At 72.2% G+C, this 24307-nt stretch carries 26 protein-coding genes; 12 read left to right on the top strand and 14 right to left on the bottom strand.

Annotated elements, in window-relative coordinates; all coding sequences use genetic code 11:
• Nucleotides 1-105: 105 nt before the first annotated feature.
• From ACZ56V_RS09505 to ACZ56V_RS09485, 5 genes are read right to left on the bottom strand one after another with little or no spacing between them, the layout of a single operon-like run.
• Nucleotides 106-1455 (bottom strand): cytochrome P450, encoded by a 1350-nt coding sequence (locus ACZ56V_RS09505; RefSeq protein ID WP_398909944.1) that lies wholly within the window; start codon nucleotides 1453-1455, stop codon nucleotides 106-108.
• A 15-nt stretch (nucleotides 1456-1470) separates the two neighbouring features.
• Nucleotides 1471-2064, bottom strand: coding sequence for a GTP-binding protein (locus tag ACZ56V_RS09500; protein WP_059298863.1), 594 nt, complete (start codon nucleotides 2062-2064; stop codon nucleotides 1471-1473).
• On the bottom strand, nucleotides 2039-2416 hold the full coding sequence (locus tag ACZ56V_RS09495; protein WP_398909946.1) for a DUF742 domain-containing protein: 378 nt from the start codon (nucleotides 2414-2416) through the stop codon (nucleotides 2039-2041). Before ACZ56V_RS09495 ends, ACZ56V_RS09500 begins: the two co-directional genes overlap by 26 nt.
• Nucleotides 2413-2814: a roadblock/LC7 domain-containing protein gene (locus ACZ56V_RS09490; RefSeq protein ID WP_030183598.1), complete on the bottom strand. Its 402-nt coding sequence runs from the start codon at nucleotides 2812-2814 to the stop codon at nucleotides 2413-2415. The genes ACZ56V_RS09495 and ACZ56V_RS09490 overlap by 4 nt, the downstream gene beginning before the upstream one ends.
• Nucleotides 2811-4001: an ATP-binding protein gene (locus ACZ56V_RS09485; protein WP_467379107.1), complete on the bottom strand. Its 1191-nt coding sequence runs from the start codon at nucleotides 3999-4001 to the stop codon at nucleotides 2811-2813. The genes ACZ56V_RS09490 and ACZ56V_RS09485 overlap by 4 nt, the downstream gene beginning before the upstream one ends.
• Before the next feature lie 332 nt (nucleotides 4002-4333).
• Between ACZ56V_RS09485 and ACZ56V_RS09480 the strand changes: the two genes are divergently transcribed.
• From ACZ56V_RS09480 to ACZ56V_RS09445, 8 genes are all read left to right on the top strand, one after another.
• Nucleotides 4334-5086 carry a sulfite exporter TauE/SafE family protein gene (locus ACZ56V_RS09480; RefSeq protein ID WP_467379106.1) on the top strand — a complete coding sequence of 251 codons (753 nt, stop codon included), beginning with the start codon at nucleotides 4334-4336 and terminating at the stop codon, nucleotides 5084-5086.
• A gap of 163 nt (nucleotides 5087-5249) precedes the next feature.
• Complete coding sequence (locus ACZ56V_RS09475; RefSeq protein WP_468940662.1) at nucleotides 5250-5978, top strand: S1 family peptidase; 729 nt, start codon at nucleotides 5250-5252, stop codon at nucleotides 5976-5978.
• A 133-nt stretch (nucleotides 5979-6111) separates the two neighbouring features.
• Entirely contained in the window at nucleotides 6112-6951 is an 840-nt protein-coding gene (locus ACZ56V_RS09470) for an ABC transporter ATP-binding protein (RefSeq protein WP_398909952.1), read from the top strand.
• Between the two features lie 86 nt (nucleotides 6952-7037).
• Nucleotides 7038-7112, top strand: coding sequence for a putative leader peptide (locus ACZ56V_RS09465; protein ID WP_352146619.1), 75 nt, complete (start codon nucleotides 7038-7040; stop codon nucleotides 7110-7112).
• Between the two features lie 48 nt (nucleotides 7113-7160).
• Nucleotides 7161-8237: an ABC transporter substrate-binding protein gene (locus tag ACZ56V_RS09460; RefSeq protein ID WP_468940658.1), complete on the top strand. Its 1077-nt coding sequence runs from the start codon at nucleotides 7161-7163 to the stop codon at nucleotides 8235-8237.
• Nucleotides 8234-9094 carry an ABC transporter permease gene (locus ACZ56V_RS09455; protein WP_468940655.1) on the top strand — a complete coding sequence of 287 codons (861 nt, stop codon included), beginning with the start codon at nucleotides 8234-8236 and terminating at the stop codon, nucleotides 9092-9094. The genes ACZ56V_RS09460 and ACZ56V_RS09455 overlap by 4 nt, the downstream gene beginning before the upstream one ends.
• A complete protein-coding gene (locus ACZ56V_RS09450; protein WP_468940653.1) occupies nucleotides 9070-9846 on the top strand; it encodes an ABC transporter ATP-binding protein in 777 nt (258 codons plus the stop codon). Before ACZ56V_RS09455 ends, ACZ56V_RS09450 begins: the two co-directional genes overlap by 25 nt.
• Nucleotides 9843-11162 (top strand): LLM class flavin-dependent oxidoreductase, encoded by a 1320-nt coding sequence (locus tag ACZ56V_RS09445; protein ID WP_468940650.1) that lies wholly within the window; start codon nucleotides 9843-9845, stop codon nucleotides 11160-11162. The genes ACZ56V_RS09450 and ACZ56V_RS09445 overlap by 4 nt, the downstream gene beginning before the upstream one ends.
• A 67-nt stretch (nucleotides 11163-11229) precedes the next feature.
• Here the strand turns inward: ACZ56V_RS09445 and rpfE are convergent, their stop codons facing one another.
• From rpfE to ACZ56V_RS09430, 3 genes are all read right to left on the bottom strand, one after another.
• Nucleotides 11230-11595: a resuscitation-promoting factor protein RpfE gene (rpfE, locus tag ACZ56V_RS09440; protein WP_468940647.1), complete on the bottom strand. Its 366-nt coding sequence runs from the start codon at nucleotides 11593-11595 to the stop codon at nucleotides 11230-11232.
• 96 nt (nucleotides 11596-11691) lie between these two features.
• The gene (locus tag ACZ56V_RS09435) at nucleotides 11692-13164 is read right to left on the bottom strand and encodes a sialate:H+ symport family MFS transporter (RefSeq protein ID WP_467379100.1); all 1473 of its coding nucleotides are present in this window, start codon (nucleotides 13162-13164) and stop codon (nucleotides 11692-11694) included.
• Nucleotides 13165-13218: 54 nt separating this feature from the next.
• On the bottom strand, nucleotides 13219-14148 hold the full coding sequence (locus ACZ56V_RS09430) for a dihydrodipicolinate synthase family protein (RefSeq protein ID WP_468941607.1): 930 nt from the start codon (nucleotides 14146-14148) through the stop codon (nucleotides 13219-13221).
• 153 nt (nucleotides 14149-14301) lie between these two features.
• Here ACZ56V_RS09430 and ACZ56V_RS09425 point away from each other — a divergent pair, with 153 nt between their 5' ends.
• Both ACZ56V_RS09425 and ACZ56V_RS09420 read left to right on the top strand, forming a co-directional pair.
• Nucleotides 14302-14991, top strand: a complete 690-nt coding sequence (locus ACZ56V_RS09425; RefSeq protein WP_398909962.1) for a FadR/GntR family transcriptional regulator — start codon at nucleotides 14302-14304, stop codon at nucleotides 14989-14991.
• 104 nt (nucleotides 14992-15095) lie between these two features.
• Complete coding sequence (locus ACZ56V_RS09420; RefSeq protein WP_398909964.1) at nucleotides 15096-15587, top strand: DUF5949 family protein; 492 nt, start codon at nucleotides 15096-15098, stop codon at nucleotides 15585-15587.
• A 42-nt stretch (nucleotides 15588-15629) separates the two neighbouring features.
• Here ACZ56V_RS09420 and ACZ56V_RS09415 read toward each other — a convergent pair whose 3' ends face one another.
• Nucleotides 15630-16166 (bottom strand): cysteine hydrolase family protein, encoded by a 537-nt coding sequence (locus ACZ56V_RS09415; protein WP_052840335.1) that lies wholly within the window; start codon nucleotides 16164-16166, stop codon nucleotides 15630-15632.
• A 74-nt stretch (nucleotides 16167-16240) separates the two neighbouring features.
• Nucleotides 16241-17035, bottom strand: coding sequence for a restriction endonuclease (locus ACZ56V_RS09410; protein WP_467379098.1), 795 nt, complete (start codon nucleotides 17033-17035; stop codon nucleotides 16241-16243).
• A gap of 144 nt (nucleotides 17036-17179) precedes the next feature.
• Between ACZ56V_RS09410 and ACZ56V_RS09405 the strand changes: the two genes are divergently transcribed.
• Both ACZ56V_RS09405 and ACZ56V_RS09400 read left to right on the top strand, forming a co-directional pair.
• A complete protein-coding gene (locus tag ACZ56V_RS09405; protein WP_398909968.1) occupies nucleotides 17180-18250 on the top strand; it encodes a nitrous oxide reductase family maturation protein NosD in 1071 nt (356 codons plus the stop codon).
• A gap of 64 nt (nucleotides 18251-18314) precedes the next feature.
• A complete protein-coding gene (locus ACZ56V_RS09400; protein ID WP_468940642.1) occupies nucleotides 18315-19343 on the top strand; it encodes a methyltransferase in 1029 nt (342 codons plus the stop codon).
• 78 nt (nucleotides 19344-19421) lie between these two features.
• On the opposite strand, the gene ACZ56V_RS09395 is transcribed toward ACZ56V_RS09400, so the two are convergent.
• From ACZ56V_RS09395 to ACZ56V_RS09380, 4 genes are all read right to left on the bottom strand, one after another.
• A complete protein-coding gene (locus tag ACZ56V_RS09395; RefSeq protein ID WP_468940639.1) occupies nucleotides 19422-20573 on the bottom strand; it encodes a SchA/CurD-like domain-containing protein in 1152 nt (383 codons plus the stop codon).
• A gap of 151 nt (nucleotides 20574-20724) precedes the next feature.
• Entirely contained in the window at nucleotides 20725-21405 is a 681-nt protein-coding gene (locus ACZ56V_RS09390; protein WP_467379095.1) for a class F sortase, read from the bottom strand.
• A 115-nt stretch (nucleotides 21406-21520) separates the two neighbouring features.
• Nucleotides 21521-22099, bottom strand: a complete 579-nt coding sequence (locus tag ACZ56V_RS09385) for a hypothetical protein (protein ID WP_104632803.1) — start codon at nucleotides 22097-22099, stop codon at nucleotides 21521-21523.
• 258 nt (nucleotides 22100-22357) lie between these two features.
• Nucleotides 22358-24262, bottom strand: a complete 1905-nt coding sequence (locus ACZ56V_RS09380) for a SpoIIE family protein phosphatase (RefSeq protein ID WP_468940635.1) — start codon at nucleotides 24260-24262, stop codon at nucleotides 22358-22360.
• Between the last annotated feature and the right edge of the window lie 45 nt (nucleotides 24263-24307).

The raw sequence follows: 24307 nt of genomic DNA, 5'->3' as shown, positions 1-24307 counted from the left end.
ACGACACCTCCTTTGACTCGTAAGCAACTCGAATACCGCGTTGCTCACTACCCGTGCCGTTCGATCTTCATGCGAAACGGGCGGATTGGGAGGGTGTCGTGCACATCACCGTGTCAGCCAGTTGAGGAACTGGCTCCACATTCCCTTGTGTTCGGCGGGACGGGCGGCACCCGCGGACTTCTCCTGCTCGGCAGCCCCGGTGACCGGCGCCGGTGCGCCACGCCGCGCGGAGCGCACCGGGGTGAACCGGGCCGGAAGCGTGGCCAGGGCCCGGTTGAAGGGGCCCGGACGCCACGTCAGGCTGTCCTCGGGGACGGCGAGTTCGACGTCGGGCAGTTCGTTGAGCAGGTGCTCGATGGCCGTGACCGTGATGTGCCGGGCCGGTTCCTTGGACGGGCAGGCGTGCGGGCCGGCGCTCCAGGCGAGGTGGGCGCGGTTGCTGCCCGCCTGGCGGGAGGCCTTGAGGGCCGGGCCGGTGTTGGCGGCGGCGAAGCTGACCAGGACGAGTTCGCCCGCCTGCAGATGCTGTCCGGCGAGTTCGGTGTCGGCGGCCGGGTAGTGCGGGGCGTAGTTGGCCATGGGCGGGTTCTCCCACAGCGTGTCGTCGAGCGCCTCGTCGATCAGTCCGCCCTCGCGGGCGTACCGCTCGTGGGTCAGGAGCCGGTGCAGGGTGTTGCCGAGGAGGTTGCGCAGGGGTTCGGCTCCCGCGCCGAGCAGCAGGGCGAGCTGGTGGACCATCTCCTCGTCGTCGAGCCGGGCCTCGTGCTGCATCAGCCAGGAGGTGACGTCGTCACCGGGCTTGCGCCGCTTGAGCGCGACGAGTTCCCCCACCGCCTGGAAGAGCACCGCGGTGGCCTTCTCGGCGTTGACCCCGTCGAACATGCCGGAGATGCCGAACAGCACCCGGTCGCCGATGTCGGCGGGGCAGCCGAAGAGTTCGTTGAAGACGAACAGCGGCAGCTGCTTGGCGTAGTCCCCGAGCAGGTCGGCCGAGCCGCGGGCGCCGAACTGGGAGACGAGGTAGCCGGAGATCTGCTCGGTGCTGCGGCTCAGCCGCCGGGTGTCCACCCGCGCCATGCTGTCGGTGACCGCCTGGCGCAGCCTGAGGTGGTCGGCTCCGTCGGCGAACATGCAGTTGGGCCGGTAGGCCAGCAGCGGCGCGACCGGGCTGTCCGGGCTCACCTTGCCCTCGTTGAAGGCCCGCCAGCGGCGTGCGTCCTTGCGGAAGTTGCTGGAGTCCTGCAGCAGTTGGAGCGCCGCCGCGTAGTCCGTGACCAGCGTCGCCTCGACGCCCGGGGCGAGTTCGACGGGGGCCGCGGCCCCGTAGTGGCGCAGGTACTCGTAGTACGCCTGCGGGTCGGCGGCGAACTCCGGCCCGTGCAGCGGCACCCGGGCGCCGGAGCCGTGGGCCGGGCAGCCGGGCGGCGGCACCGGGGCGGTGTCGTGGGCGTTCATGTCTGCTCCCAGCTCCTAGCGGGTGCGGTCCAGCAAGTAGCGGACGAGGGTGGTCAGTGCGGCGGCCGAGGACTTCTCGTCGCGGGCGTCGCAGGTGACGACGGGGGTGTCGTCGAGCAGGTCGAGCGCCTCGCGCAGCGCCCGCTCGTCGCGCAGCGGCGTGCCGTCGAAGTGGTTGACGGCGATGGCGTAGTCGAGCCCGTAGTGCTCGATGAGGTCGATCACGGGGAAGGAGTCCGCCAGCCGCTCCGGGTCGACCAGCACCAGGGCGCCGAGCGCGCCGCGGGCCATGTCCTCCCACATCTGCACGAAGCGCTGCTGGCCGGGGGTGCCGAACAGGTAGAGCACGACGCGGTCGCTGATGGTGAGGCGACCGAAGTCCATGGCGACCGTGGTGGTGGTCTTGCCCTGGACCCCCTTGAGGTCGTCGACCGACTCGGCGGCCTGCGTCATCGTCTCCTCGGTGGACAGCGGCTCGATCTCGGAGATGGAGCCGATGAGGGTGGTCTTGCCCACCGCGAAGTGGCCGACGACGAGGATCTTCACCGCCGTCTGGGTCGCTCCCCCGCGTACGTAGTCCCGCTCATCCAAACTTGGCGCGGAGCCCATTGAGGACCTCCTCCAGGATCTCCTTGTCCGCGAGGCGGGCGCGGGCCACCGGCGGGCGGGTCATGAGGTGTCCGCCTTCCATCAGGGAGGCCAGCAGGATCCGCACGACGCCGAGCGGGAAGTGGGTGTGTCCGGCGATCTCCGCGACGGAGAGGTAGCCGGCGGAGCAGAGGTCGAGCAGGCTCTGCTCCTCGGGGGACAGCCGGGCCGGCCGCTGCGGCTGCCCGGCGGAGGCGGTGACCAGGGTGATGAGGGAGAGGTCGTCCTCGTCGGGCAGGCCGCGGCCCTTGGTGATGACGTACGGCCGCACTAATTCCGGCGCCTCGGGCTGCCAGCCGTCGTCGCCGGTCATGAGCGGGCGCCCAGGTTCTCGCGCGGCGGCGTCGTCAACCGCTTGCCGAGCTGGGCCACGAGCTGCTGCATCCGGAAGGTGATGTCCGCCATGTCGACCTCCGGGGATGCGGACACGCCGAGGTAGGCGCCCTCACCCGCGGAGATCAGGAACACCCAGCCGCCGTCGAACTCGACCAGCGTCTGCCGCCACGTCTGGGTGGGGTCCTCACAGAAGAAGGCGAGGGTGCGGCTGAGCGACTGCACGCCGCTCATCGCGGCGGCGACCCGGTCGGCGTCGTCCTTGTCGAAGTCCTGCGTCCGGGCCATCAGCAGGCCGTCGGCGGAGATCAGGACCGCGTGCAGGGCCCCGGGAATCTCCAGGGCGCTGTCGAGCATCCATGACAGATCGTCGTTCACGAGACCTCATGTCCTTCGCTGCTTGCACCAGGTGTTTCGCTCGTCCGGCCGGCGTGGTCCGGGCTCGCCGGTTCGGTGACCCGGCCGGACTGCGTTCCGCGCTGGAAGGCACCCATGACCTGTGCCTGCTCGGAGTCGGAGCGGCCCGCCGCGCGCGGGGCGGAGGCGCTGCCGGGCACGATGGCCATCGGCCGCTTGCGGCGCCGCCGGGGCAGACCGTCGCCGGTCTCGGAGGAGGCGAGCGACGCGGCCTCCGGTCCGCCGTCCGGGACCGGCCGGGCCGTGCCGCGGGCGGCCGGTGCCGGGGCGGGGGCCTTCTTCTCCGGCATCGCGGTGAGCAGTTCGTGCGGCAGCAGGACCACCGCCCGCACACCTCCGTAGGGGGAGGAGGAGTCCACCGACACCTCGAAGCCGAATCGTTCGCACAGCAGGCCGATGACGGCGAAGCCGAACTGCGGCGGGTTGCCGAGCCCCGCCACCCCCGAGGCGCGCTCGGTGGCGAGCAGCTTGTCGGCGCGGGCCCGTTCCTCGTCGCTCATGCCCACACCGGCGTCGTCGACCACGACGCAGATGCCCTTGGGGACGGTCCGGATGTTGATCTCGACGACGGTGTCCGGGCTGGAGTAGCTGGTGGCGTTGTCGAGCAGCTCGGCGAGGGCCAGAGCGACGGGCTCGACGGCCCGGCTGGTGATGCCGAAGTCGACCTGGGAGAGGATGTCCACCCGGCGGAAGTGCCGGATGCGTCCCTGGGCGCTGCGCACCACGTCGTAGACGGAGGCGGTGTCGCGCCGCCCGCCGAGCCAGCCGTCGCACAGCACGGCGATGGACTGGGCCCGCCGGCCGAACTGCGAGTTGGTGTGGTCGATCTCCAGCAGGTCCTGGAGGAGGGCCGAGTCGCCGTACTTGTTCTGCAGCCGGGAGAGCACCAGCTGCTGTTCGGCGGCGAGGCCCTGAAGGGTCCGCATCGCGGATTTCAGCACCGTCTTGGTCTCGTCCTCGGCGCGCTCCTGGGCGGCCTGCACGGACTTCCCGTAATCGTTCTCCAGCTCGGTGTAGTGATCCCTGAGCCCCTGGACCTGCTGCCGCAACGCCCGTGCCGCCTTGCGCTGGCGGCTGATGAGCACGGCGGCGGCGACGAGGGCGACGAGGGCGACCCAGAGCAATGGGTTCCCTGTGTATTCCGTCATAAGACTCTCTTCAGGCGACTGACAGCCGGCTTGCTGAATTCCCGTCCGTGCGGGCGGCCCGGTGGACTGCCCGCACCGGGGGTAGCTGCCCGGGCTGCCCCTTACGTCGGGGATGCCGTCTTTCACCCATCCGCCCGCTCCGCAAACGCGGTGATCGTATCACCGCATGATCAGCTGAATTCACGTCAAGAAGTGCCCACAGATGACCGGTTGAGACCGGCGGACACGCCGACCTGGGCGGTGGGTACAGTCGGCCCCGTGAAAGACGCGCAAGACACCTTCCGGCCGCGTACGGGCCCGGCGCCGGGCGGCACGGGGTGACACCGGAGGCCATGGCCGCGGTGTTCACGGCGGGCGTCGGGGCCGGCGCCATCAACAGCGTCGTGGGCTCCGGCACGCTGATCACCTTTCCGGTGCTGCTGGCCACGGGCCTGCCGCCGGTCACCGCCACCGTCTCCAACGCGCTCGGCCTCATCCCCGGCTCCATCAGCGGGGCCATCGGCTACCGCGAGGAGCTGCGCGGGCAGGGCAGGCGCGTTCTGAAACTCGGGTCCGGGGCGCTGCTGGGCGGCCTCGCGGGCGCCACACTCCTGCTGACCCTGCCCGCCGACGCCTTCGAGACGATCGTGCCGGCCCTGGTGGGCCTCGCCCTGCTGCTGGTGGCGTTCCAGCCGCAGATCGGCCGGCTGGTCCAGCGCCGCCGGGCCCGCAACGGCACCTCCCCCCGCCGCGACGGCGGCCCGCTGCTCTTCACCGGCCTGACGCTGGCCAGCGTCTACGGCGGCTACTTCACCGCCGCCCAGGGGATCATCTACCTGTCCCTGATGGGCATGCTCCTGGACGAACCCCTGCAGCGGCTCAACGCGACCAAGAACGTCCTCGCCGCCGTCGTCAACACCGTCGCGGCGCTCTTCTTCCTCTTCGCCGCGGACTTCGAGTGGACCGCCGTGGGACTCCTCGCCGTCGGCTCGGGCCTCGGCGGCTACGTCGGCGCGAAGGTGGGCCGCCGCTTCAGTCCCGCGGTCCTGCGGGGCCTGGTCGTGACGGTCGGCACGGTCGCCCTGGTGCAACTGCTGCTCCGCTGACCCCGCCGACCGCTCCCCGGAACGCGGTGCGCCGCCCCGGCCCCGGCATAACGCCGCGTTATGCGAAGCCGGGATTGTTCGGGCGGCGGCCGGGCCCGACATGCTGTGAGCGCCCCCACACACCCGCACGCGCCCCGGCGCGTGTCGTCGGAATCGAGGAGCCTTGCGCACAACGAGACTCGTCCCCATCCTGCTGGCCGCCCTCGTGGCCGCGCTGCTGTCCGCCCTCACCCTCGCGCCGTCCGCCTCTGCGGCGGAGCCCCGGCCCGGCGACGGCGGCCCCCAGCCGATCATCGGCGGCGGCTACGCGCAGAACGCCCCCTGGGCTGCCAGGCTGTTCTCCAACGGCACCCAGACCTGCACCTCGACCATCATCTCCCCCACCTGGATCCTCACCGCCAAGCACTGCGTCGGCGGCGGCAACCTGTCCTTCCGCATCGGCAGCCTCGACCAGGGCTCCGGCGGCACGGTGGCGAACGGCGTCCAGACCGTCACCAGCCCCTCGGCGGACCTCGCGCTGGTCCGGCTCGACCGCTCCGTCTCCGCCTCCTACGCGCGGCTCGGGCAGCCGGGGACGGTGCGGGTCGGGCAGACCGTGCAGGTCTACGGCTGGGGGGCGACCTCCCGGTGCGGCTCGGAGATCAACTGCCAGTCCCAGTACCTCAAGGTCGCCAACGTGAACGTCACCCAGGGCTGTTACGACGCCTACTACGGCCAGGCGATATGCGCCCGGCCCGTCGACGGCATCACCGCGGGCGGCGACTCCGGCGGTCCGATGACGGCCGGCGGCGTCCAGGTGGGCGTCGCCTCGACCAGCGACCGGCAGACCACCACGGCGTACACGAACGTGACCGCCTACCGCTCCTGGATCCAGTCGGTGGCGGGCGTCTGACCCCTCCAGCCCCCGCGCCCCTGAGGGCCGCCGCTCACCGTCCAGGGAGCGGACGGCCCGGCAGGCGTGTGGTCAGTACATCTACTGTTTCGGGTGAACGACCCAGGGGTGTACCGCGCGAAGGAGTCACGGCATGACCGGCCAGACAGCCAGCTCCCGGACGGACGAGCACGAGGCGGCCGTGCTCCGGCTCCGGGACGTGAGCGTGCGCCGCTTCACGACCGACCAGTTGATCCTCGACGCCGTCGACTGGACGGTCCGGCCGGGCGAACACTGGGCGCTGCTGGGAGCCAACGGCGCCGGGAAGACCACTCTGCTGCGGCTGCTCGGCGCGCTCATGCACCCCACCACGGGCACGGTCGAGGTCCTCGGCAGCCGGCTCGGCCGGGTGGACGTCCGTGAGCTGCGGGCGCGCATCGGCCATGTCAACTCCGCCCAGCGGGTGCCGCAGGACCTCACCGCCCACGCGGTCGTGCTCACCGGCCACAGCGGCACCGTGCAGCCCCTGTGGCGCACCTACGACGACGAGGTCCGCCTGCGTGCCCGCGACCTCCTGACCGAGCTGGGCGTCAAGGAGCTGACCGACCGGCCCTACGGCGTCTGCTCGGGCGGTCAGCGGGCGCGGGTCCTGATCGCCAGGGCGCTGATGGCCGATCCGGCCCTGCTGCTCCTGGACGAGCCGTTCAACGCCCTGGACCTGCCCTCCCGCGAGGACCTCGTCGAGGCGATGCACCAACTGGCCGAGGGGAGGCCGCAGCTGGCCACCGTGACGGTCACCCACCATCTGGAGGAGCTGTTCCCGGCCGTCAGCCACGCCCTGCTGCTGCGCGAGGGCCGGATCCTGTCCCGGGGTGCGGTGGACGAGGTCCTGACCCACTCCCTGCTGACCGCCTGCTTCGGCCGGGACATCACGGTGGCCCGGCGCGACGGCCGCTGGTCGGCCTACTCGGGCCGCCGCGTTTCCGGAACATGACACGCCCACGAAGGTGTCGTTGCACTACCGGTGGAGTCCTCCGGTAGCCCTTGACCGGGTTTCACCCCCTGGTTAGCGTCCACGGCATGCGGACATCCCGGCAGTTCACGAAGCGGCGCGCCATCGATCTGATGCGCGTCGCCACCGCGGTGTGTAGCTGAACCCCACCGCCCGACTGCCCCTTTCTCCCGTATCCCGTGAAGGCCGTCATGACCTCTCGCACACCCCTGCCCGGATTCCGGCGCCTTTCCGTCCTGGCCGCACTGGCCCTCCCGTTCGCCCTCGCCTCCTGCGTGGCCCAGGCCGGGTCCACGGCGGACGCCAGGGACGTCTCGAAAGAGCGGATCCCGGCCGCGGTCGCCCGCGACACCACGCTCACGGTCGGGGCGCCCGACCTCAAGGTCGCCCTCGAACTGTCGGGCCAGATCGACGAACTGCCCTTCAAGGTGAAGTGGGCCAACATCAGCGGCGGCCCCCAGTGCTCGGAGGCCTTCCGCGCCGACGCGCTCGACGTCTGCTCGGCCGCGGACATCCCGTCGATCAACGCGCACTGGACGGGCCTCGACACGAAGCTCGTGGCGGTGAAGTTCCGCACCGATCCGCTCACGAACCCCATCTACGAACTGGGCACGGCCCCGGGCTCCGGCATCAGGACCCTCGCGGACCTGCGCGGGAAGAAGATCGCCTACAGCCCGGGGCAGGCCCAGGGCGCGCTGGTGCTGCGCATCCTCCAGAAGGCCGGGCTCACCCAGCAGGACGTCGAGCTGGTCGAACTCGCGAGCACCGGTGACGTCTATCCCACCGCGCTGGGGAACCGCCAGGTGGACGCCGCCCCCATCGCGGACGTCAACATCAAGCGCTATCTGGCGAACTACGGGAGGGAGGGCGGTTCGACCATCAGGCACGGGCTCCGGGACGACCCGGCACACCTGTGGGCGCTGACCGACTCCGTCGCCGACGCACGCAAGTCGGCGGCCGTCCGTGAACTCGTGAAGTTCTGGGCGCGGGCCCAGATATGGATCGACCGGCACCCGAAGGAATGGGTCGCGGGCTATTACGTGAAGGACCAGGGGCTGGACCGCGAGGACGGCGAGTACCTCGTTCGGCGAGCCGGCCATCCGGACCTTCCCTCCGACTGGACCGAGGCCGTCCACCGGCAGCAGCAGACCATCGACCTGCTGGCCGAGGAGCAGGACCGCGAACCGTTCGACGCGGGCCTGCTCTTCGACCGCCGCTACGAGGCGGTGGCGGCGCGGGCCGTCGCCGGTGAGGGGACGCCGTCATGAGCGCCACGACCTTGGACGAGCAGGCACCGCCGGCGGCGCCGCCGCCCGCACCGGCCGCGGCCCGCCCCGGCCGCTCCCGCCGCGGGCGCCCGGGGCCCGGCAGGCCCGTCCCGTACGGCTGGGCGATCGGCCCGGTGCTGCTGCTCGTCCTCTGGGCGGCGGGCTCGGGACTCGGTCTCTTCGACGTCCGCAGCCTCCCGGCACCGTGGACCATCGCCGGTACCGCCGGCGATCTCGTCGACAGCGGCAAGCTCCAGTCCCATCTCGGCGCCTCCGCCCAACGCGCCCTTCTGGGCCTGCTGTTCGGGGTCGCGGCCGGGCTGGTGCTCGCGCTCGTCTCCGGCCTCAGCCGCGTCGGCGAGGCGGTGATCGACGGCCCGGTGCAGATCAAGCGGTCCATCCCCTCGCTCGCCCTGATCCCGCTGCTGATCCTCTGGTTCGGCATCGGCGAGACGATGAAGGTCGTCACGATCGCCCTCGGTGTTCTCGTACCGGTCTACATCCACACGCACAACGGACTGCGCACCATCGACAGCCGTTACGCGGAACTCGCCGAGACGGTACGCCTGGGCCGGTTCGCCTTCGTCCGGCACGTCGTCCTCCCCGGCGCCCTGCCCGGCTTCCTGCTCGGCATGCGGTTCGCGGTGACCTCGGCCTGGCTGGCCCTGGTGGTGGTGGAGCAGGTCAACGCCACCAGCGGCATCGGCTACATGATGGAGCTGGCGCGGACGTACGGGCAGACCGACGTCATCATCGTCGGCCTCGTCGTGTACGGCCTGCTCGGCCTGGCCTCCGACGCACTCGTACGGCTCGTGGAGAGGAGGGCCCTGTCATGGCGGCGCACGCTGGCGGGCTGAGGACGACCGGGGACCGCGCGGCGGTCCGCATCGAGAACCTGGTGCGTTCCTTCGGCGACCGCAGGGTGCTGGACGGGCTCCACCTGTCCATCGCGGCCGGTGAGTTCGTGGCGCTCCTCGGCCGCAGCGGCTCCGGCAAGAGCACGCTGCTGCGGGCCCTGGCCGGACTCGACCACGAGGTGGCGGGCAGCGGCGACCTCACCGCCCCCGAGCATGTGTCCGTCGTCTTCCAGGACGCACGGCTGCTGCCCTGGAAGCGGCTGCTCGACAACGTCGTGCTGGGCCTGTCCGGCCCGCTCGCCGGGGACCGGGGGCGCGAGGCCCTCGCCGAGGTCGGGCTCGCCGGGCGCGAACGGGCCTGGCCCGTGGAGCTCTCGGGCGGTGAACAGCAGCGTGTCTCGCTCGCCCGCTCCCTGGTGCGCGAGCCGCGACTGCTGCTCGCCGACGAGCCGTTCGGCGCGCTGGACGCGCTGACCCGCACGCGGATGCACACCCTGCTGCGGCGGCTGTGGGAGCGGCACCGGCCCGCCGTACTGCTCGTCACCCACGACGTCGACGAGGCCATCGCGCTCGCGGACCGGGTCGTGGTGCTGGACCGGGGCCGGATCGCGGCCGACCTTCCCGTGGAGCTCCCGGCACCGCGCGGCCCCGGCGGCACCGCGTACGCGGCCCTGCGCGGCAGGCTGCTCGCCCACCTGGGCGTGGACGTCACCGAGGACCTCACCAACGCCGAGGAGGAGAAGGCGGCATGACCCGGACACTGCGTCTGAACCTGTTCGTCTACCCGGGCGGGCACCACGAGGCCGCCTGGCGGTACCACGGCACCGACCCGGAACGTCTCCTGGACATCGGCCTCTACCAGGACCTGGCCCGGCGGGCGGAAGCGGCCGCCTTCGACGCCGTGTTCTTCGCCGACGGGCCGTCCCTGGCGGACAACGTGCGCTACGCCAGCCGCTTCCGGCTCGAGCCGTTCACCTGGCTGTCGGCCGTCGCCGCGGCCACCGAACGCATCGGCCTGATCGCCACCGCCTCGACCACGTACACGGAGCCGTACAACCTGGCCCGGCTCCTCTCCTCGCTCGACCACCTCAGCGGGGGCCGGGCCGGCTGGAACATCGTCACCACCGGCGCCCCGCAGGCCGCCGGGAACTTCGGCCTCGACGAGCATCCGGTGCACGCCGAACGGTACGAACGCGCCCGGGAGTTCGTGGAGGTGGTGACGAAGCTGTGGGACAGCTGGGAGGACGAGGCACTCGTCGTCGACCAGAAGTCCGGCCTGTTCGCCGACACCGACCGCATCCACGAGATCGACCACACGGGCCCCCGGCTGAAGGTGCGCGGGCCCCTGAACCTCCCCCGCTCCCCGCAGGGCCGTCCGGTGTACGTCCAGGCGGGATCGTCCGAGGACGGCCGCTCCTTCGCCGCCGCGTACGCCGAGGCCGTGTTCACGGCACACCAGACGCTGCGCGGCGGTCAGGAGTTCTACGCCGACCTCAAGGCGCGGGCCGGGGCGCTCGGCCGTGATCCGGACCGACTGCTCGTACTGCCCGGCATCAGCCCCTTCATCGGTTCGACCGAGGCTGAGGCACGGGCCCTGCACAAGGAGTTCGACGAACTCACCCAGCCCGAGTACTCGCTCCAGCTGCTGCGGCGCCTGCTGGGTCTGGAGCTGAGCGCCGCCGAGCTGGACGGTCCCGTGCCCCGGCAGCTCATCGAGACCCGGGGCGAGCGCGGCAACGGCAGCCGCTTCCGGCTGGTACTGGACATCATCGACCGTGAACAGCCCACGGTGCGCGAGCTGTTGCACCGTCTGGCGGGCGCCCGTGGCCACCGCGTGGTGGCCGGGGCACCCGAACAGGTCGCCGACCAGCTCCAGGAGTGGTTCGAGCACGGGGCGGCCGACGGTTTCAACGTCATGCCGCCCTGGCTGACCGGGGGCTTCGACCTCTTCGCCGACCAGGTGGTGCCCATCCTGCGGGAGCGGGGCCTGTTCCGCGCCGCGTACGAGGGGACCACACTGCGCGAGCACTACGGCCTGCCGCGGCCCGCCGCCGAACCCGTCCGCTGAGGGTGGGCGAACGCGGCCCCGGGCACAGCGGCGTACGCGCGTCCGGGGCCGCCACGCGGCTCACCCGTCAGGCGCAGCCCCAGGCGGACATCCCCTGCATACGGGCCAGGCGTTCTGCCACGGCGATCTGCTCGGCGCGGCTGGCGAGGTCCGCGCGCGGAGCGTACTTGAGGCCGCCGGCGGCGATCCAGCTGGACCGCGCGAACTGCAGCCCGCCGTAGTAGCCGTTGCCGGTGTTCGCCTGCCAGTTGCCGCTGGACTCGCACGCGGCGATGGCGTCCCAGTCGGTGCGCAGGGGCACCGACGGCGCGGCCGCCGCCTCGCCGGTCGCGCCGAGGGCGGTGGCGGCGACCAGGGTCACCGCGGCGGTGCGGATCCTGCGGCCACGCGAACCGCGCACGTCGCTCTGACGATCATTTCGTCTACAGATCATACGACGACTGTTACATCAGGTGACCACCCGCCGCCGCACCGGCGACCGCGTCTTGGGCCAGTCGGAGCACACATCGTCCCCGGCCCGGCACCCGTTTCACGGCGCCGACCGTACGCGCCCCGCGCCGTCCGGCACCGCCGCCTCGGCGGCGAGGTAGTCCGGGACCGCCTCCTTGTCGACGAGCCGGTTGAGGCGGCTCGGGACGTCGAAGCCGATCAGCACGATCACCACGAGGGTCAGCGAGAAGGTGAGCACGGCGAGCGACTGGCCCAGGGACATGGTCGAGGCGAGCTTGGCACCGAGCACCGGGGCGACGGCGCCGCCCAGCGCGCCGACGTTGTAGGTGAAGCCCAGGGACGCGGCCCGGGACTCGGTCGGGAAGTGCCCGGCGATGAACTTGGGCAGCAGCCCGGAGATGCCCTGCATGCAGGCGAGCATCAGGAACAGCAGGATGCCCAGCTGGAGTTGGCTGTCCCGGATCGCGAAGACGGGGAAGACGAAGGCGATGCCCACCACCAGGGTGCAGGCGTACGCCCGGCGGGTGCCGAACCGGTCGCCGACGAAGCCGGTGACGACGCAGCCCGCCATCGTGCCGAACCCGGCGTAGTACAGCGCGTCGCTGACCTGTGCCGGGGTGAAGCCCAGCTCGGTCTTGAGATAGGTGGGCAGCAGGGCCTGGACCGGCCAGCTGTAGAGGAAGGCGCAGAAGACGGTGACGCAGAGCGCGACGAACAGCACCCACCGCCTGCGGCCGCCCAGTTGCACCGCGAAGGCGACGAGGCAGGCCGTCGCCAGGACGGACAGGACGGGCACGGCGCCCGCGCCGAGCGGGGTGAACACCGCGAAGAGCGACCCCGTGGCGACGACCGCGAGCACCGTGTTGACCGTCGCCCGGCGGCGGTCCGCGAACAGCGGCCGGAAGGGGTTGGGCCGTTCACCGGTGACCCCCACCCGTGCCTCCCAGTCGTCGGCCTCGGGCAGCGCCCGGCGTACCCACAGGGCGACGAGGACGGGGAACAGGCCGATGTAGAACAGCCAGCGCCAGCCGTGTCCGGGCACCACGTGCTCGTAGACCTCGGCCGCCAGGACGCCGCCCAGCGAGAAGCCGGAGATGAGGAAGCCGGAGGCGCGGTTGCGCAGCCGGGCGGGCCAGCTCTCCAGGACGTAGGTGGCGCTGGCGCTGTACTCGCCGGCCATGCCCATGCCGATCAGCAGGCGGGCCGTGAACAGGCTGGTGTAGTCCCAGGCGAAGCCGCAGGCGAAGGTGCCGACCGAGTAGAGCAGGATGCTGGCCACCATGGCGCTCTTGCGGCCGAACCGGTCGCCGAGCGCGCCGAGCACCGCGCCGCCGAGCCAGCGGGTGATGAAGGCTCCGGAGACGAGGCTGGCGGACTCGACGGTCGACAGTCCGAAGTCGTCGGCGATCTCGGTCAGTACGAGAGTGATGAGGACGAAGTCGAAGCCGTCGAGGAGGTAGCCGATCCAGGCGGCGAAGAAGGACTTCCACTTCTCCCGGGTGATCTCGCGGTACCAGGGCTGGGAGGTCGGGGTGGTGCGCGCAGATGACATGGCGATCCTAAGCGGGTGGGGAGACGCGCGTCGGGGGCGGGCGGAACCGGGGGGTCAGAGGAGTCCGGCCTCGGTGAGCCGGTCGCGGACCCGGGCCACGGCCGGCGTGTCGAGCGGTACCTGCGGTGCGGCGGTCGCCGGGCAGTCGATGAGGCCCAGCAGGTGGGCCGCGGCCTTGAAGGCGCCGAGCGCGCTGGAGCTGCCGCCCATCAGCGCGGGATCGCCCGCGTCGGTGAGGGCGAACAGGGCGGCGAGCCGGTCCTGTTCGGCCCTGGCGGCCGCCCAGTCCCCGGCCCGGGCAGCCGCGTAGAGGCGTACGTAGCCCTGGGCGTCGACGTTGCCGAGGCCGGGCACGACGCCGTCGGCGCCGGCGAGCAGCGCGCCGTCGACGGTGAGTTCGGAGCCGGTGAGCACGGTGAAGCCGGGGGCGCGGCGGCGGAGTTCGACCAGCAGGCGGCGCAGGGAGCCCTCGTCGCCGCTGGAGTCCTTGAGCCCGGCGAGGGTGCCGTCCCCGGCCAGATCGAGGACCAGGTCGCGGGGCAGCTTGGTGTGCACGGCGACGGGGATGTCGTAGGCGAACAGCGGCAGGCCCGCGCCCTCGCGGACGCGCCGGAAGTGGTCGGCGATCTCCACGGGGTGGGTGCGGGTGTAGAAGGGCGCCGTGGCCACGAGGGCGTCGGCGCCCGCCCGGACCGCGTCGGCCGCCCGGTCGAGGACGCGGGCCGTGGTGGTGTCGATGATCCCGGCGAGGACGGGGACGCGGCCCGCCGCGGCGTCCACGGCGGCCTCCAGCGCGGTCAGCCGCTGGGCGTCGGTGAGGTAGGCGGCCTCGCCGCTGGACCCCAGCAGGAACAGGCCGTGCACCCCGGCCGTGATCAGGTGCTCGGTGAGCCGGCGCACGGAGGCGGTGTCCACCTCCCCCTGCGGGGTGAGGGGGGTGATGACCGGGGGGACGACGCCGCTCAGCGGCATGGGGACGGGCATGCGGTACTCCAGGTCGCGCTGTCCCCGTCCCGGGACCGCGGCGGGCAGCAGCACGCCGAAGCACCAGGCGACGGGGGACGTAGGATGTCCCACGTCCTGTTAGAGTGACACATGGCAGAGCAGGGGATGTCAAGGGTCGAGAGGGGACGTCACATGGGCTCGGTCGCCGCCGACGCCGAGGAGAAGATCAAGGAGCTGATCGTCGAACGGGGCCTGGGTCCCGGCGACCCGCTGCCCACCGAGACGGAGCTGATGGAGCGTTTCGGCGTCAGCCGCAACTCGCTGCGGGAGGCGCTCAAGTCCCTCCAGGCCATGCACATCGTCGAGATCCGCCGCGGCTTCGGGACCTATGTCGGGACCATGTCGCTGGAGCCGATGACCGAGGCCATGGCGTTCCGCACGGTGGTCGGGCACCGCCGGGGCCACGGCAGCCTGCTCGAACTGCTGCAACTGCGCGAGGCCCTGGAGGCGGGACTCATGCACCAGCTCGCCGGGCGGCTGCCCGAGGAGGATCTGGCCGAGCTGGACGCGCTGGTGGAGACGATGCACACGGAGGTGCGCGAGGGCGGCGAGATCGCGTCCCGCACCGACCGCGCCTTCCACCGGGTACTGCACCGCTCGCTCGACAACGTCCTGCTCAGCGAGCTGCTCGACGCCTTCTGGAGCGCCTTCCACCGGGTGCGAGCGCAGGCGCGGGGAATCGGCGCGGCGGCCGACGGCGAGGAACTGGCCCGGATGCACGCCAGGATCGTCGAGGCCGTGCGCGCCGGTGACGCGGAGGCCGCGGAGACGGCCGTGCACCGGCACTTCGACGACATCCGCGGGCGGCTGTCCCAGCACTGACCGGGTCGGCGGGCGCCCCTCGTTCGTGTGAAGAAGCGCGAGGGTGTCGCCCAGTCGGGTGACGGCCGGGCGGACGCGTCGCCGCGCGCGCTTACCGTTTCGCGGTGACCTCGATCTCCACTGACCCGCGCCCCCTGCGAACCGCCGACCTCGGCACGCTCGTCATCATGTGCTGGAGCCGTGAGACGCCCGACGGCGACGTCCCCTTCCTCCTCGCCTGTTCCCTCGGCGACGGGGAGGGCGGCCCGGAGGCGGCCCCGGCCGCCGTCGAGGGGCTGCTGAGCCGCGCCGGAATCGCGGTGGGCGGCGACACCGTCCTGGACGCCACCGTCCTGCCCGGCCTGCCGATCGGCCTGCTCGTCGTGCCGGGCGCGGCGGCCCTCACCATGCCGGGGGTCAACGCCCAGTTCGTTCCCACCCCGCAGTGGCGGGCGGCGGTCGACCGGCAGGGGTACGCCTGCCTCATCTTCGCCACGCGCCCGTGGTCCGGGGGCGAGCCGGGCGACGGTGCGTCGGTCGCCGCGTTCGCCAACCACGAGGACACGCTCTCCTCGGCGGCGCAGCTCGTCCTGCCCGTGCGCAGCCTGCGGAGCTGACACCGGGCGCGTGCCCCGCCCACGGCGCGGCGGCGAGTCGTCTCACGTCCACAACTCGCCGCTGTCGCACACCCGGGCACCCATGTTCCGTTCCATCATGCGCAGCGCCGCGTCGGCCAGGTCGGCGTGGATGTGGGCGACCGCGTCACGCGGAACGATGACCTGCAGATGGCGGATGTGGGCGTCCAGCGCCGAGTAGAGCACGCACTGCTCGGTCACCTGCCCGCACAGCACGAGCCGGTCGATCCCCTGCTGGTGCAGCAGATAGGTCAGCGGGGTCTCGAAGAACACCGAATGGCGTGCCTTGACCACGAAGAGGGAGGACTCGTCGGGCTTCAGCGGCTCGACGAGCCGGGAGTGCGGCCCGGAGAGCGCCTTGTCGAGGATCTCGCCGTGGTGCGAGCGCCACTCCCCGAAGTTGTCGTTGACGTAGATCACGGGGACGCCCTGCCGCCTGGCCCGGTCCAGCAGGCCGGTCACGTTCGGCAGCACGGATTCCACGGCGGGGATCAGGAACTCGGCGTCCTGGTGGTCATAGGTGTTGATCATGTCGATGACGATCAGTGCGGTCTTGCCCATGCCGCACAGGTTGCCACCGGACGGCGGTGAAATCCCTCTCCACCCGCCGACCGAGGGTCGGTGGGCCGTCCGTCTCACCACAAGGCCCGCTCGGACGGCTCCGTCCCGTTCCCCTCAGGTGGGAGCTGCTCCCAGGGCGCCGGTCCCCCGCCCTCGCACCAGTCGCGCAGCCGCTCCTCGTTCACACAGACTATGCCGCACCACTCGGCGTAGTCGGCGGCCGGTGCGGTGAAGTCGCTGCTGGTGACGAGGACCGCCACGTCGGCCCCGTGCACGGTGTAGCAGGTGCCGCCGAAGCGCTGAAGGTCCTGGGAGCCGACCTTGTTGTCGTCGCCGTAGCGCTTGCACTGGATGACGACCCGCCGGCCGTCGGGAGCCACCGCCAGCACGTCGGCGCCGAGATCGCCCGCCCCGCCCACGACCTCGACCTCGGTGCAGCCGTCGCGCCTGCACAGGTCCGCTATCGCCTCCTCGAACTCGTCGGGGCTGAGCTCCTCGTGCGCGGCGCGGACCACCACGGTGGCCTCCTCGGCGCACGCGTGCTCCATCCCCTCCGCCGCGCGCGCCTGCTCCAGTTCGTCGAGCGCCGTCGCCGTGGCCGCGGCCAAGGCGTCCGTGGGACGAAGGGCCGCCCGCGCGGCGGAGCCCCGGCTCCGCGCGCTCCGGCGCAGGAGGGCGGCCGTGACCACCCCGAGCACCAGGACGAACACCCAGGCCGGACGCTGCCGCGCCACGTCGTACGCCATGCGCACGACCCAGCCCACCAGGACCAGGGCGACGGCGGCGAGGCCGAACGTCACGGCCGTCGCCCGGAGGTCGAAGCGACGCCTCACGCGTCCGTCGCGGACATGGCGTTCAGGCACGGTCACGTTGGTCGTTCCTTCCCGGGTGGCCGACATGAAGATCACGTACGCCTTGTGCCCACGAACCACCCGTTCAGCGTTGGTTTATGACACGCCGTCGGATGGCTCATCCGAGCCGTCGGGGAATATTTACGGCATACCTTTCGGAATATGAAGAAATGCCATGTCGTGTACCTGGTGTGCACCGCAGCCATGATCGGGACGGGGCTCGGCGCGGCCCCGGCGTCCTCCGTCCCCAGGACCCACCTGGTCCACCCCGGAGAGTCGATCCAGAAGGCGGTGGACGCCGCCAAGTCGGGCGACACCGTTCTCGTCACCACCGGCACCTATCACGAGAGCGTGAAGGTCAGCACCCCCGGTCTCACCCTGCGGGGCATGGGCCGCTCCACGGTCATCAGGCCCAGCACCCGGAAGGCGGCCGCCAACACGTGCGCCGAGGACGGCAACGGCATCTGCGTGATCGGCACGAAGGACGAGAACGTCAAGGGCGTCACCGTCTCCGACCTGACGGTGACCGGCTTCACCCGTACCGGTGTGTTCTCCATGGCCACCGACGGGCTGACGGTCCGGAACGTGAACGCGGTGAAGAACGGTGTCTGGGGCATCGCCCAGGAGCGGTCGGTCCACGGCATCATCCGCGGCAACACCGCCCGCGACAACGGCGACGCGGGCGTCTTCCTCGCCAACACGGTCAAGACCGAGGAGGGCGCCGCCGACACCGAGGGCACCCTCGTCGCGCACAACCGGCTCGAGGGCAACCGGATCGGCGTCACCGTCCGGCGCCTGCGCAACCTCGCCGTCGCGGGCAACCACATCACCGGCAACTGCGCCGGTGTGTTCGTCGTCGGCGACGAGAACGCGCCGAAGGCCGGTGACCTGGTCGTACGCGACAACCACGTCGTGCGCAACAACAAGTCCTGCCCCAAGACCGACCGGCTGGAGGCGCTCCAGGGCTCCGGCATCGTCCTGACCGGCGTCGAGAAGGTCCTGGTCGCGGACAACACGGTCGAGGGCAACTCGGGCAAGTCTTCGATGTCCGGCGGCATCGTCCTGGCCTCGAGCATGGTGGGCGCCGCCAACTCGAAGAACGAGGTCAACGGCAACCGCCTGAGCGCGAACTCCCCCGCCGACCTGGTCAACGCCGGGACCGGCGACACCGGCAAGAGCAACACCTTCACCGGCAACACCTGCGGCGCCTCCAAGCCCGCGGGCCTGTGCTGAGCCGGCCGCAACCACCCGTGGACCGAAGAAGGCCCATGGACCGAACAAGGAAGGAAAGCGGCACATGACGACCGCACAGACTGCCCCACCCCCGCCCATGCGGCTGAGGGAGCTCGTGTTCGGGGCGGCATGTGCCGCCGCCCTCCGCGCGGCCGCACGGCTCGGCGTCGCCGACGCCCTCGGCGACACCCCCATGGCCGTGGAGGACCTCGCGGCCGCGGTGAAGACCGAGCCCAAGCCACTGCGCCGACTGCTGCGCGCCCTGACCTGCTACGGCGTCTTCACCGAGCACCGGAACGGGACGTTCGCGCACACCGACATGTCCCGCCTGCTGCGCGAGGACGACCCGCACAGCCTGCGCAACATCACCCTGTGGTGCACCGAACCGTGGACCTGGGACGCCTGGCCCCTGCTCGACGAGGCGGTGCGCACCGGCTCCAACGTAGTCGAGGGCCTGTACGGCAAGGAGTTCTTCACCTACCTCAACGAGGACGCGCCCCAGTCGGCCGAGGTCTTCAACCGCGCCATGACGACGTCCAGCCGGCAGTCCGCCCAGGACGTCGCCGCGCTCCTCGACCTGTCGGGGAGCACCTCGGTCGCCGACATCGGCGGCGGCCAGGGACACGTGGTGGCGAGCCTGCTGGAGAAGTACCCGGCCATGCAGGGCACCCTGCTCGACCTGCCGCGGGTGGTGGAGAACGCCGACCCCCGGCTGCGTGAGGGCGGTGCGCTCGCCGACCGCGTCCGCATCGTGCCGGGCGACTGCCGCGAGGCCATCCCCGTGCGGGCCGACGTGTACGTCATCAAGAACATCCTGGAGTGGGACGACGACAGCACCGCCCGCGCGCTGCGCAACGTCATGGCGGCGGGCGGCCCGGGAGCCCGGGTCGTCGTCATCGAGAACCTCGTCGACGACACGCCGTCGATGCGCTTCAGCACCGCCATGGACCTGCTGCTGCTCCTCAACGTCGGCGGTGCCAAGCACACCACCGACAGCATGGTCGGCCGGCTGACCGAGGCGGGGCTCGTCATCGACGACATCCGCCCGGTCAACCCGTACCTGCACGCCTTCGACTGCACCGTGCCTGAGTGAGCCGACCCCGCACGCACACGCGTCGGCCGCCGGACCGCCCAAGGGCAGTGCGGCGGCCGACGCGTGGGTGCGGGCCGGTCAGGCGTCCGGCGCGCGCCGGTCGGTGACCAGCTCCATCCGGGCGCCCTCCAGCGCGCGGACGAGTCCACCGCCCGTCGGGGAACCTGCGTCCGTGAAGCCGTCCATCAGGGTCGTCAGCTCGGACACCCGGCCGGCGTCCGGCAGACCGAGGGTCACCGCGGGTTCGCCGTCGTGGAGGTCGCCGCGTACGTCGACCAGCCGCACCACGACGTCGTCGCGCTGGAAGATGGTGCTGCACAGGACGGGGCTGCGCGGATCCCTGGCCGCCGCCTCGTCGTGCTCGGCGAGCAGCTGGGCCAGCCGCATGCCGCAGCCCGGCCGGGCCGGGTACGACAGCGCGTGCCGCTGCGCCTCGCCCCGCTGCTCGCCCGCGGTGACGTGGTGGACGGCGGGCAGCGCCGCCCGCGTGTAGAACACCCGGGCGGACTCCGGGTCGCCGAGGTCCCGGTCCTGTTCCAGGTGCGGGTTGATGGCCTCCTCGACGGCCCGCACCTCGGGCTGTTCGGCCACGTGCCGCAGCGCGGCGAGCAGGTCGCCCCGCACCTCGATCGCCCGCACCACCCGGTTGCCGTGCAGGAACAGGGACGTACGGCACAGTCGCGTGGTGTCGTCGACCCGCGGCTCGGGCGAGGCGTAGTCGGCGAGGATCTTGCCGACCGCCTCCTCGCTGCCCGGCTTCACCGTGAAGGTGAGCGCGTGCCGGATGATGCCGTCGCCGACGCGCGGCGCGGCCTGCAGTCCGCCCCGGGAGGGATCGGCGCCGGCCGCCGGACGGCCGGTCTCGCGGACCACGTGGAAGCGGAGCGACCGGGTGTCCCGCACACAGCTGTGCAGCGGCTTGACCATCCGCACGTGCTCTTCGCTGCTCACCCAGTTCAGGAACGGCGGTGCGCTCTCCCACTCGCTGGTGATGAGCCACTGGGAGGGGTTCTCGATGGACTGGCACAGCTGCTCGCCGATGTGCCCGGGGACGGACTCGACGTGGCTGCGCAGGTTCTCGTACGTCTCGAGGAACTGCTGCTGGGCTCCGTCGTAGACCTCCACCAGCAGGACGACCCGCAGGCGGGAGCCGTCGAACACGGACTGGGAGACCTGGTGCGACAGCTGTCGCGTCAGCGGTTCGGAAGCAGGGGTGGACGTGGTGGTCATCCTGCGCACATCTCCTTCGCGGGGGCGGAACTGAACGTCGGCCGCGGTGATGCGACGCCGGCTTGCCTCGATCCTGTGCCCGGCCCCGACGGCGCGCGACCGGGATGCACTGCGCGGGTGACCGGCGCCGCGGCCGGCCGGGGGCGCGGCCTCAGACGAGGTGCGCGAAGACGACCAGGTTGTCCGTGTAGTCCTTGACCTTGTGGTCGTAGTCGCCCGCACAGGTGATGAGCCGTACCTCGGGCCGGTCGGTGTCGCCGTAGACTCGTTCGCTGGGGAACTCGTCCTTGGCGAAGGTCTCCAGGTCGTCGACGACGAAGGTCGCCTCGCGCCCGTCCGCGCGCTCGACCCGGAACTTGTCGCCCTTGTCGAGCTGGTCGAGGCGGGCGAAGACGGCGGCCGACGTCTTCGTGTCCACGTGCCCGGCGATGATCGCGGTGCCTCTCTCGCCCGGGGAGGCGCCCTTGGCGTACCAGCCGACGAGGTTGGTGTCTGCGGCGGGCGGCGGCTGCAGCTGTCCCTTGGCGCCGATGGCGAGGTCGGTGAAGGGGGCGTCGACCGAGATCTCGGGGATCCGCAGGCGCACCGGTCTCGACCGGGGCAGGGCGGAGTCCGCCGCGCCGGTCGCGGGCGGTGCGGACGAGGCGGTCGTGCCGGGGTGGGCGGGCAGCGGGGGGCGGGCGGAGTCGGCGGACGTGTCGTTGCCGCCGACCAGGCTCACCGCGAGGATCAGCAGGGCCACGGCGCACAGCACCATCAGGCCGGAGCGGGAACCCTGACCGGTCGTCGTCTCGTCGTCGGCCGGGGCGGGGGCGGAAGGGGGGACTGACATCGGGGACGACCTCACTGGAGCACGGCGGCGGGGGCGGACACGAGGGGCGGGAGGCGAGCCGGGCCGCCCCGTGGTTCCTGGGTGGCGGCCCGGCTGCTATCGCGCCCGGCACGGCTTAAGCCACTCCGTGAGCCGACTTCTTGCGTCGGGCGGCGTAGAGGCCGGTCGCGGCGACGGCCAGGACGGCCAGCCCGCCGGCGGTCGTGGTCGGCGTGGCCAGGCCGCCACCGCCGGTGTGCATGCCACCGCGCGGCTTCTCGTGCTCGCCGCCGCCCCGGGAGCTCTCGCCCTCGTCCTGCCGGTAGGTCTGCGAGCCGCCTTCCTTGGACTCACGGCCGCCGCCGTCCCAGTCGCCCTCGTTCACCGCGGCCAGCGCACCGCCGCCGGTGTGCATGCCGCCGCGCGGCTCGTCGTGCTTGCTTCCGTCCTCGTGCTTGCCTCCGTTGTCGTGCTCCTTGCCTGAGGACGCGTCCTCGTGGTCCCAGTCGCCCTCGGTCACCGCGGCGAGCGCGCCACCGCCGGTGTGCATTCCGCCGCGCGGCTCGTCGTGCTTGCTTCCGTTGTCGTGCTCCTTGCTGTAGGAAGAGTCGTCGTGGTCCCAGTCGCCACCGGCCGCCGCGTAGGCACCGGGAGCGCCGAGGACGAAGACGGCCGAGGCCGCCGCCGTGGTCAGGAGCATGCGAGCAGAACGCATCTGAGGTTCCTTCCGTCACGACCGGGCAGCTGGTGCTTCGTCAGCTGAGGGGACCCGGCCCCGACGTGAATCACCGTCAGCCCATCGCCCGTCCCGCACCACTCAAGGCGCTCAGCCGGGTGAACACCCCGCCCGTACGGGTGCCAAAGACGCTTCTCCGGACGCTGTGAACTGGTCCCGGACCGCTGTGGAGTTGGGCCGGTCCGGACGGGGTGTCACCCCGGGGCGTCCTGTCACCCCGCCGCGGCCCCGGGTCCGCTACTCCTCCGGCTCCGTGCGGGTCGGGTCCGCCACCTCGGCCTCCTGGCGCTGCGAGCCGGGCGCGGCCCGGTCGGGGGCCGCCTCGCTCTGCCCGGACTGGGGCGGCGGAGGCGGCTCGGTGTCGCCGGGGGCGCCCATGCCGGCGGCGGGCACCCGCAGGGCGAGCAGGGCGACGTCGTCCCCGCGGGGCGCGATGCGCGCGAGCAGTTCGTCGCAGAAGTCGTCGACGTTCCACCTGTCCAGCCGCCGGGCGAGTACACCGGCGTGGTGGCGGAGCTGGTCCATGCCCACGTCGATGGGGAGGTCCCGGCTCTCCACCAGACCGTCGGTGTAGAGCAGGAGGAGGCTCTCCGGCGGGAGGTCCTCGCGCGTGTCGGGCCAGTTCAGGCCGAGGCGCAGGGTGGCGCTCATGCCGATGAGCGGGCCGTGGCCGCCCTCCAGGAAGCGCGTCGCGCCGTCCCGCCCGACCAGCAGGGGCGGTGGGTGGCCGGCGTTCACCCAGTGCAGCCGCCAGGGGCCGCCCTCGGCGCCTTCGACGCGGGCGAAGACGAGGGTGGCCATGGGCGCGTCGCTGGTGTTGGTCACGGCTTCGTCCAGGCGGCGCATGATCACGCTCGGCGGCTCCTGGTGGTCCCAGGCGAGGGCGCGCAGCATGTTGCGGACCTCGGCCATGTGGGCGGCGGCCTGCAGGTCGTGTCCGACCACGTCCCCGATGACCAGGGCCATCACGCCGTCGCCGAGGAGGAAGGCGTCGTACCAGTCGCCCCCGACCTCCATGGCGCTCTCGGCGGGCCAGTAGCGGGCGGCCATCCGGAGGTGGTCGACCTGCGGGAGCGGGGTCAGGAGCTGGCGCTGCATGGTCTCGGCGACGTTCTGCTGCTCGTGGTACAGCCGGGCGTTGTCCAGGACCATGCCGACGCGGCGGCCGATGTCGGCCAGCAGGGCGATCTCGGCCCCGGTGTGGGCGGGACGTCCTACGGCGCGGGCCACGGTCAGGATTCCGTAGGACCGCTGCCGGGTGCGGAGAGGGACGACGACGGCCGCGTGGCCGCCGAGCCGTTCGAACAGCACCCGGTGGGTGGCGGCGAGCGGGTGCTCCGGGTCCTGGAACAGCTGGTCGGCGGCGAGCGGGACGGGCCGGTCGCCCTTGAGGAGCAGGGTCAGCGCGGCACGGGCCTGGTCCGGCAGCGAGGTCATGGGCCCGCGCAGTGGTCTGGCCCGGTCCGGCTGGTCACTGCTGCGGACGGCCACCCGTTCCAGTACGTCCGACTGGCCCGAGAAGACGTCGACCGCCGCCCACTGGCCCAGTTCCGGCACCAGCAGCCGCACGAGGCGGCGCAGGGTGGTCGAGGTGCGCTCGGTCGGGACCAGCACGGTGGAGATCTCGGCGACCAGGTGCAGCTGGGCGGTGAGGTCTTCCAGGGCGGCGGTCCGTGCCTGGGTCTCCTCGGCGGCGCTGCGGTGCAGGCTGAAGTCGTGGAAGACGAGCACCAGCCCTTCCTGCCGCCCCCCGCGGACCAAGGGGGTGGTGGCCCAGATGATGGGGACCGTGGTGCCGTCGGCCCGCTGGAAGTACTCGTCGCTCCCTTCCTCGGCGGGCACCCCGTGCAGGGGGCGGCGCAGTGCGCAGCGCTCGCGCGGGACGGGGCTGCCGTCGGCATGCCGGTGCAGGAGGTCGTGCGCGTCGTGCCCGAGCATCTCCTGCTCCGACCGTCCCAGCAGGTGCTCGGCCCAAGGATTCACCGAGGTGATCCGGGCGGTGGGGCCGAGGGTGAGGACGCCGGCGCCGAGGGCGCGCAGGACGGCGCGGGCGAAGCCGGGCTCCGGCGCGCCGTCCGTCCCGTCCGACGTGTCGTGGCCCGGTTCCTCGCCGTCCCGGTGGTCGGCCCAGCGTGACGTCACGACCCTCACAGCCTTCCGATGCCGTCCTCCCGCCAGGTTCCCCCC

It is taken from the genome of Streptomyces sp. NPDC034099 (assembly GCF_055575415.1).
This window is presented reverse-complemented; position numbering and strand designations above follow the sequence as displayed.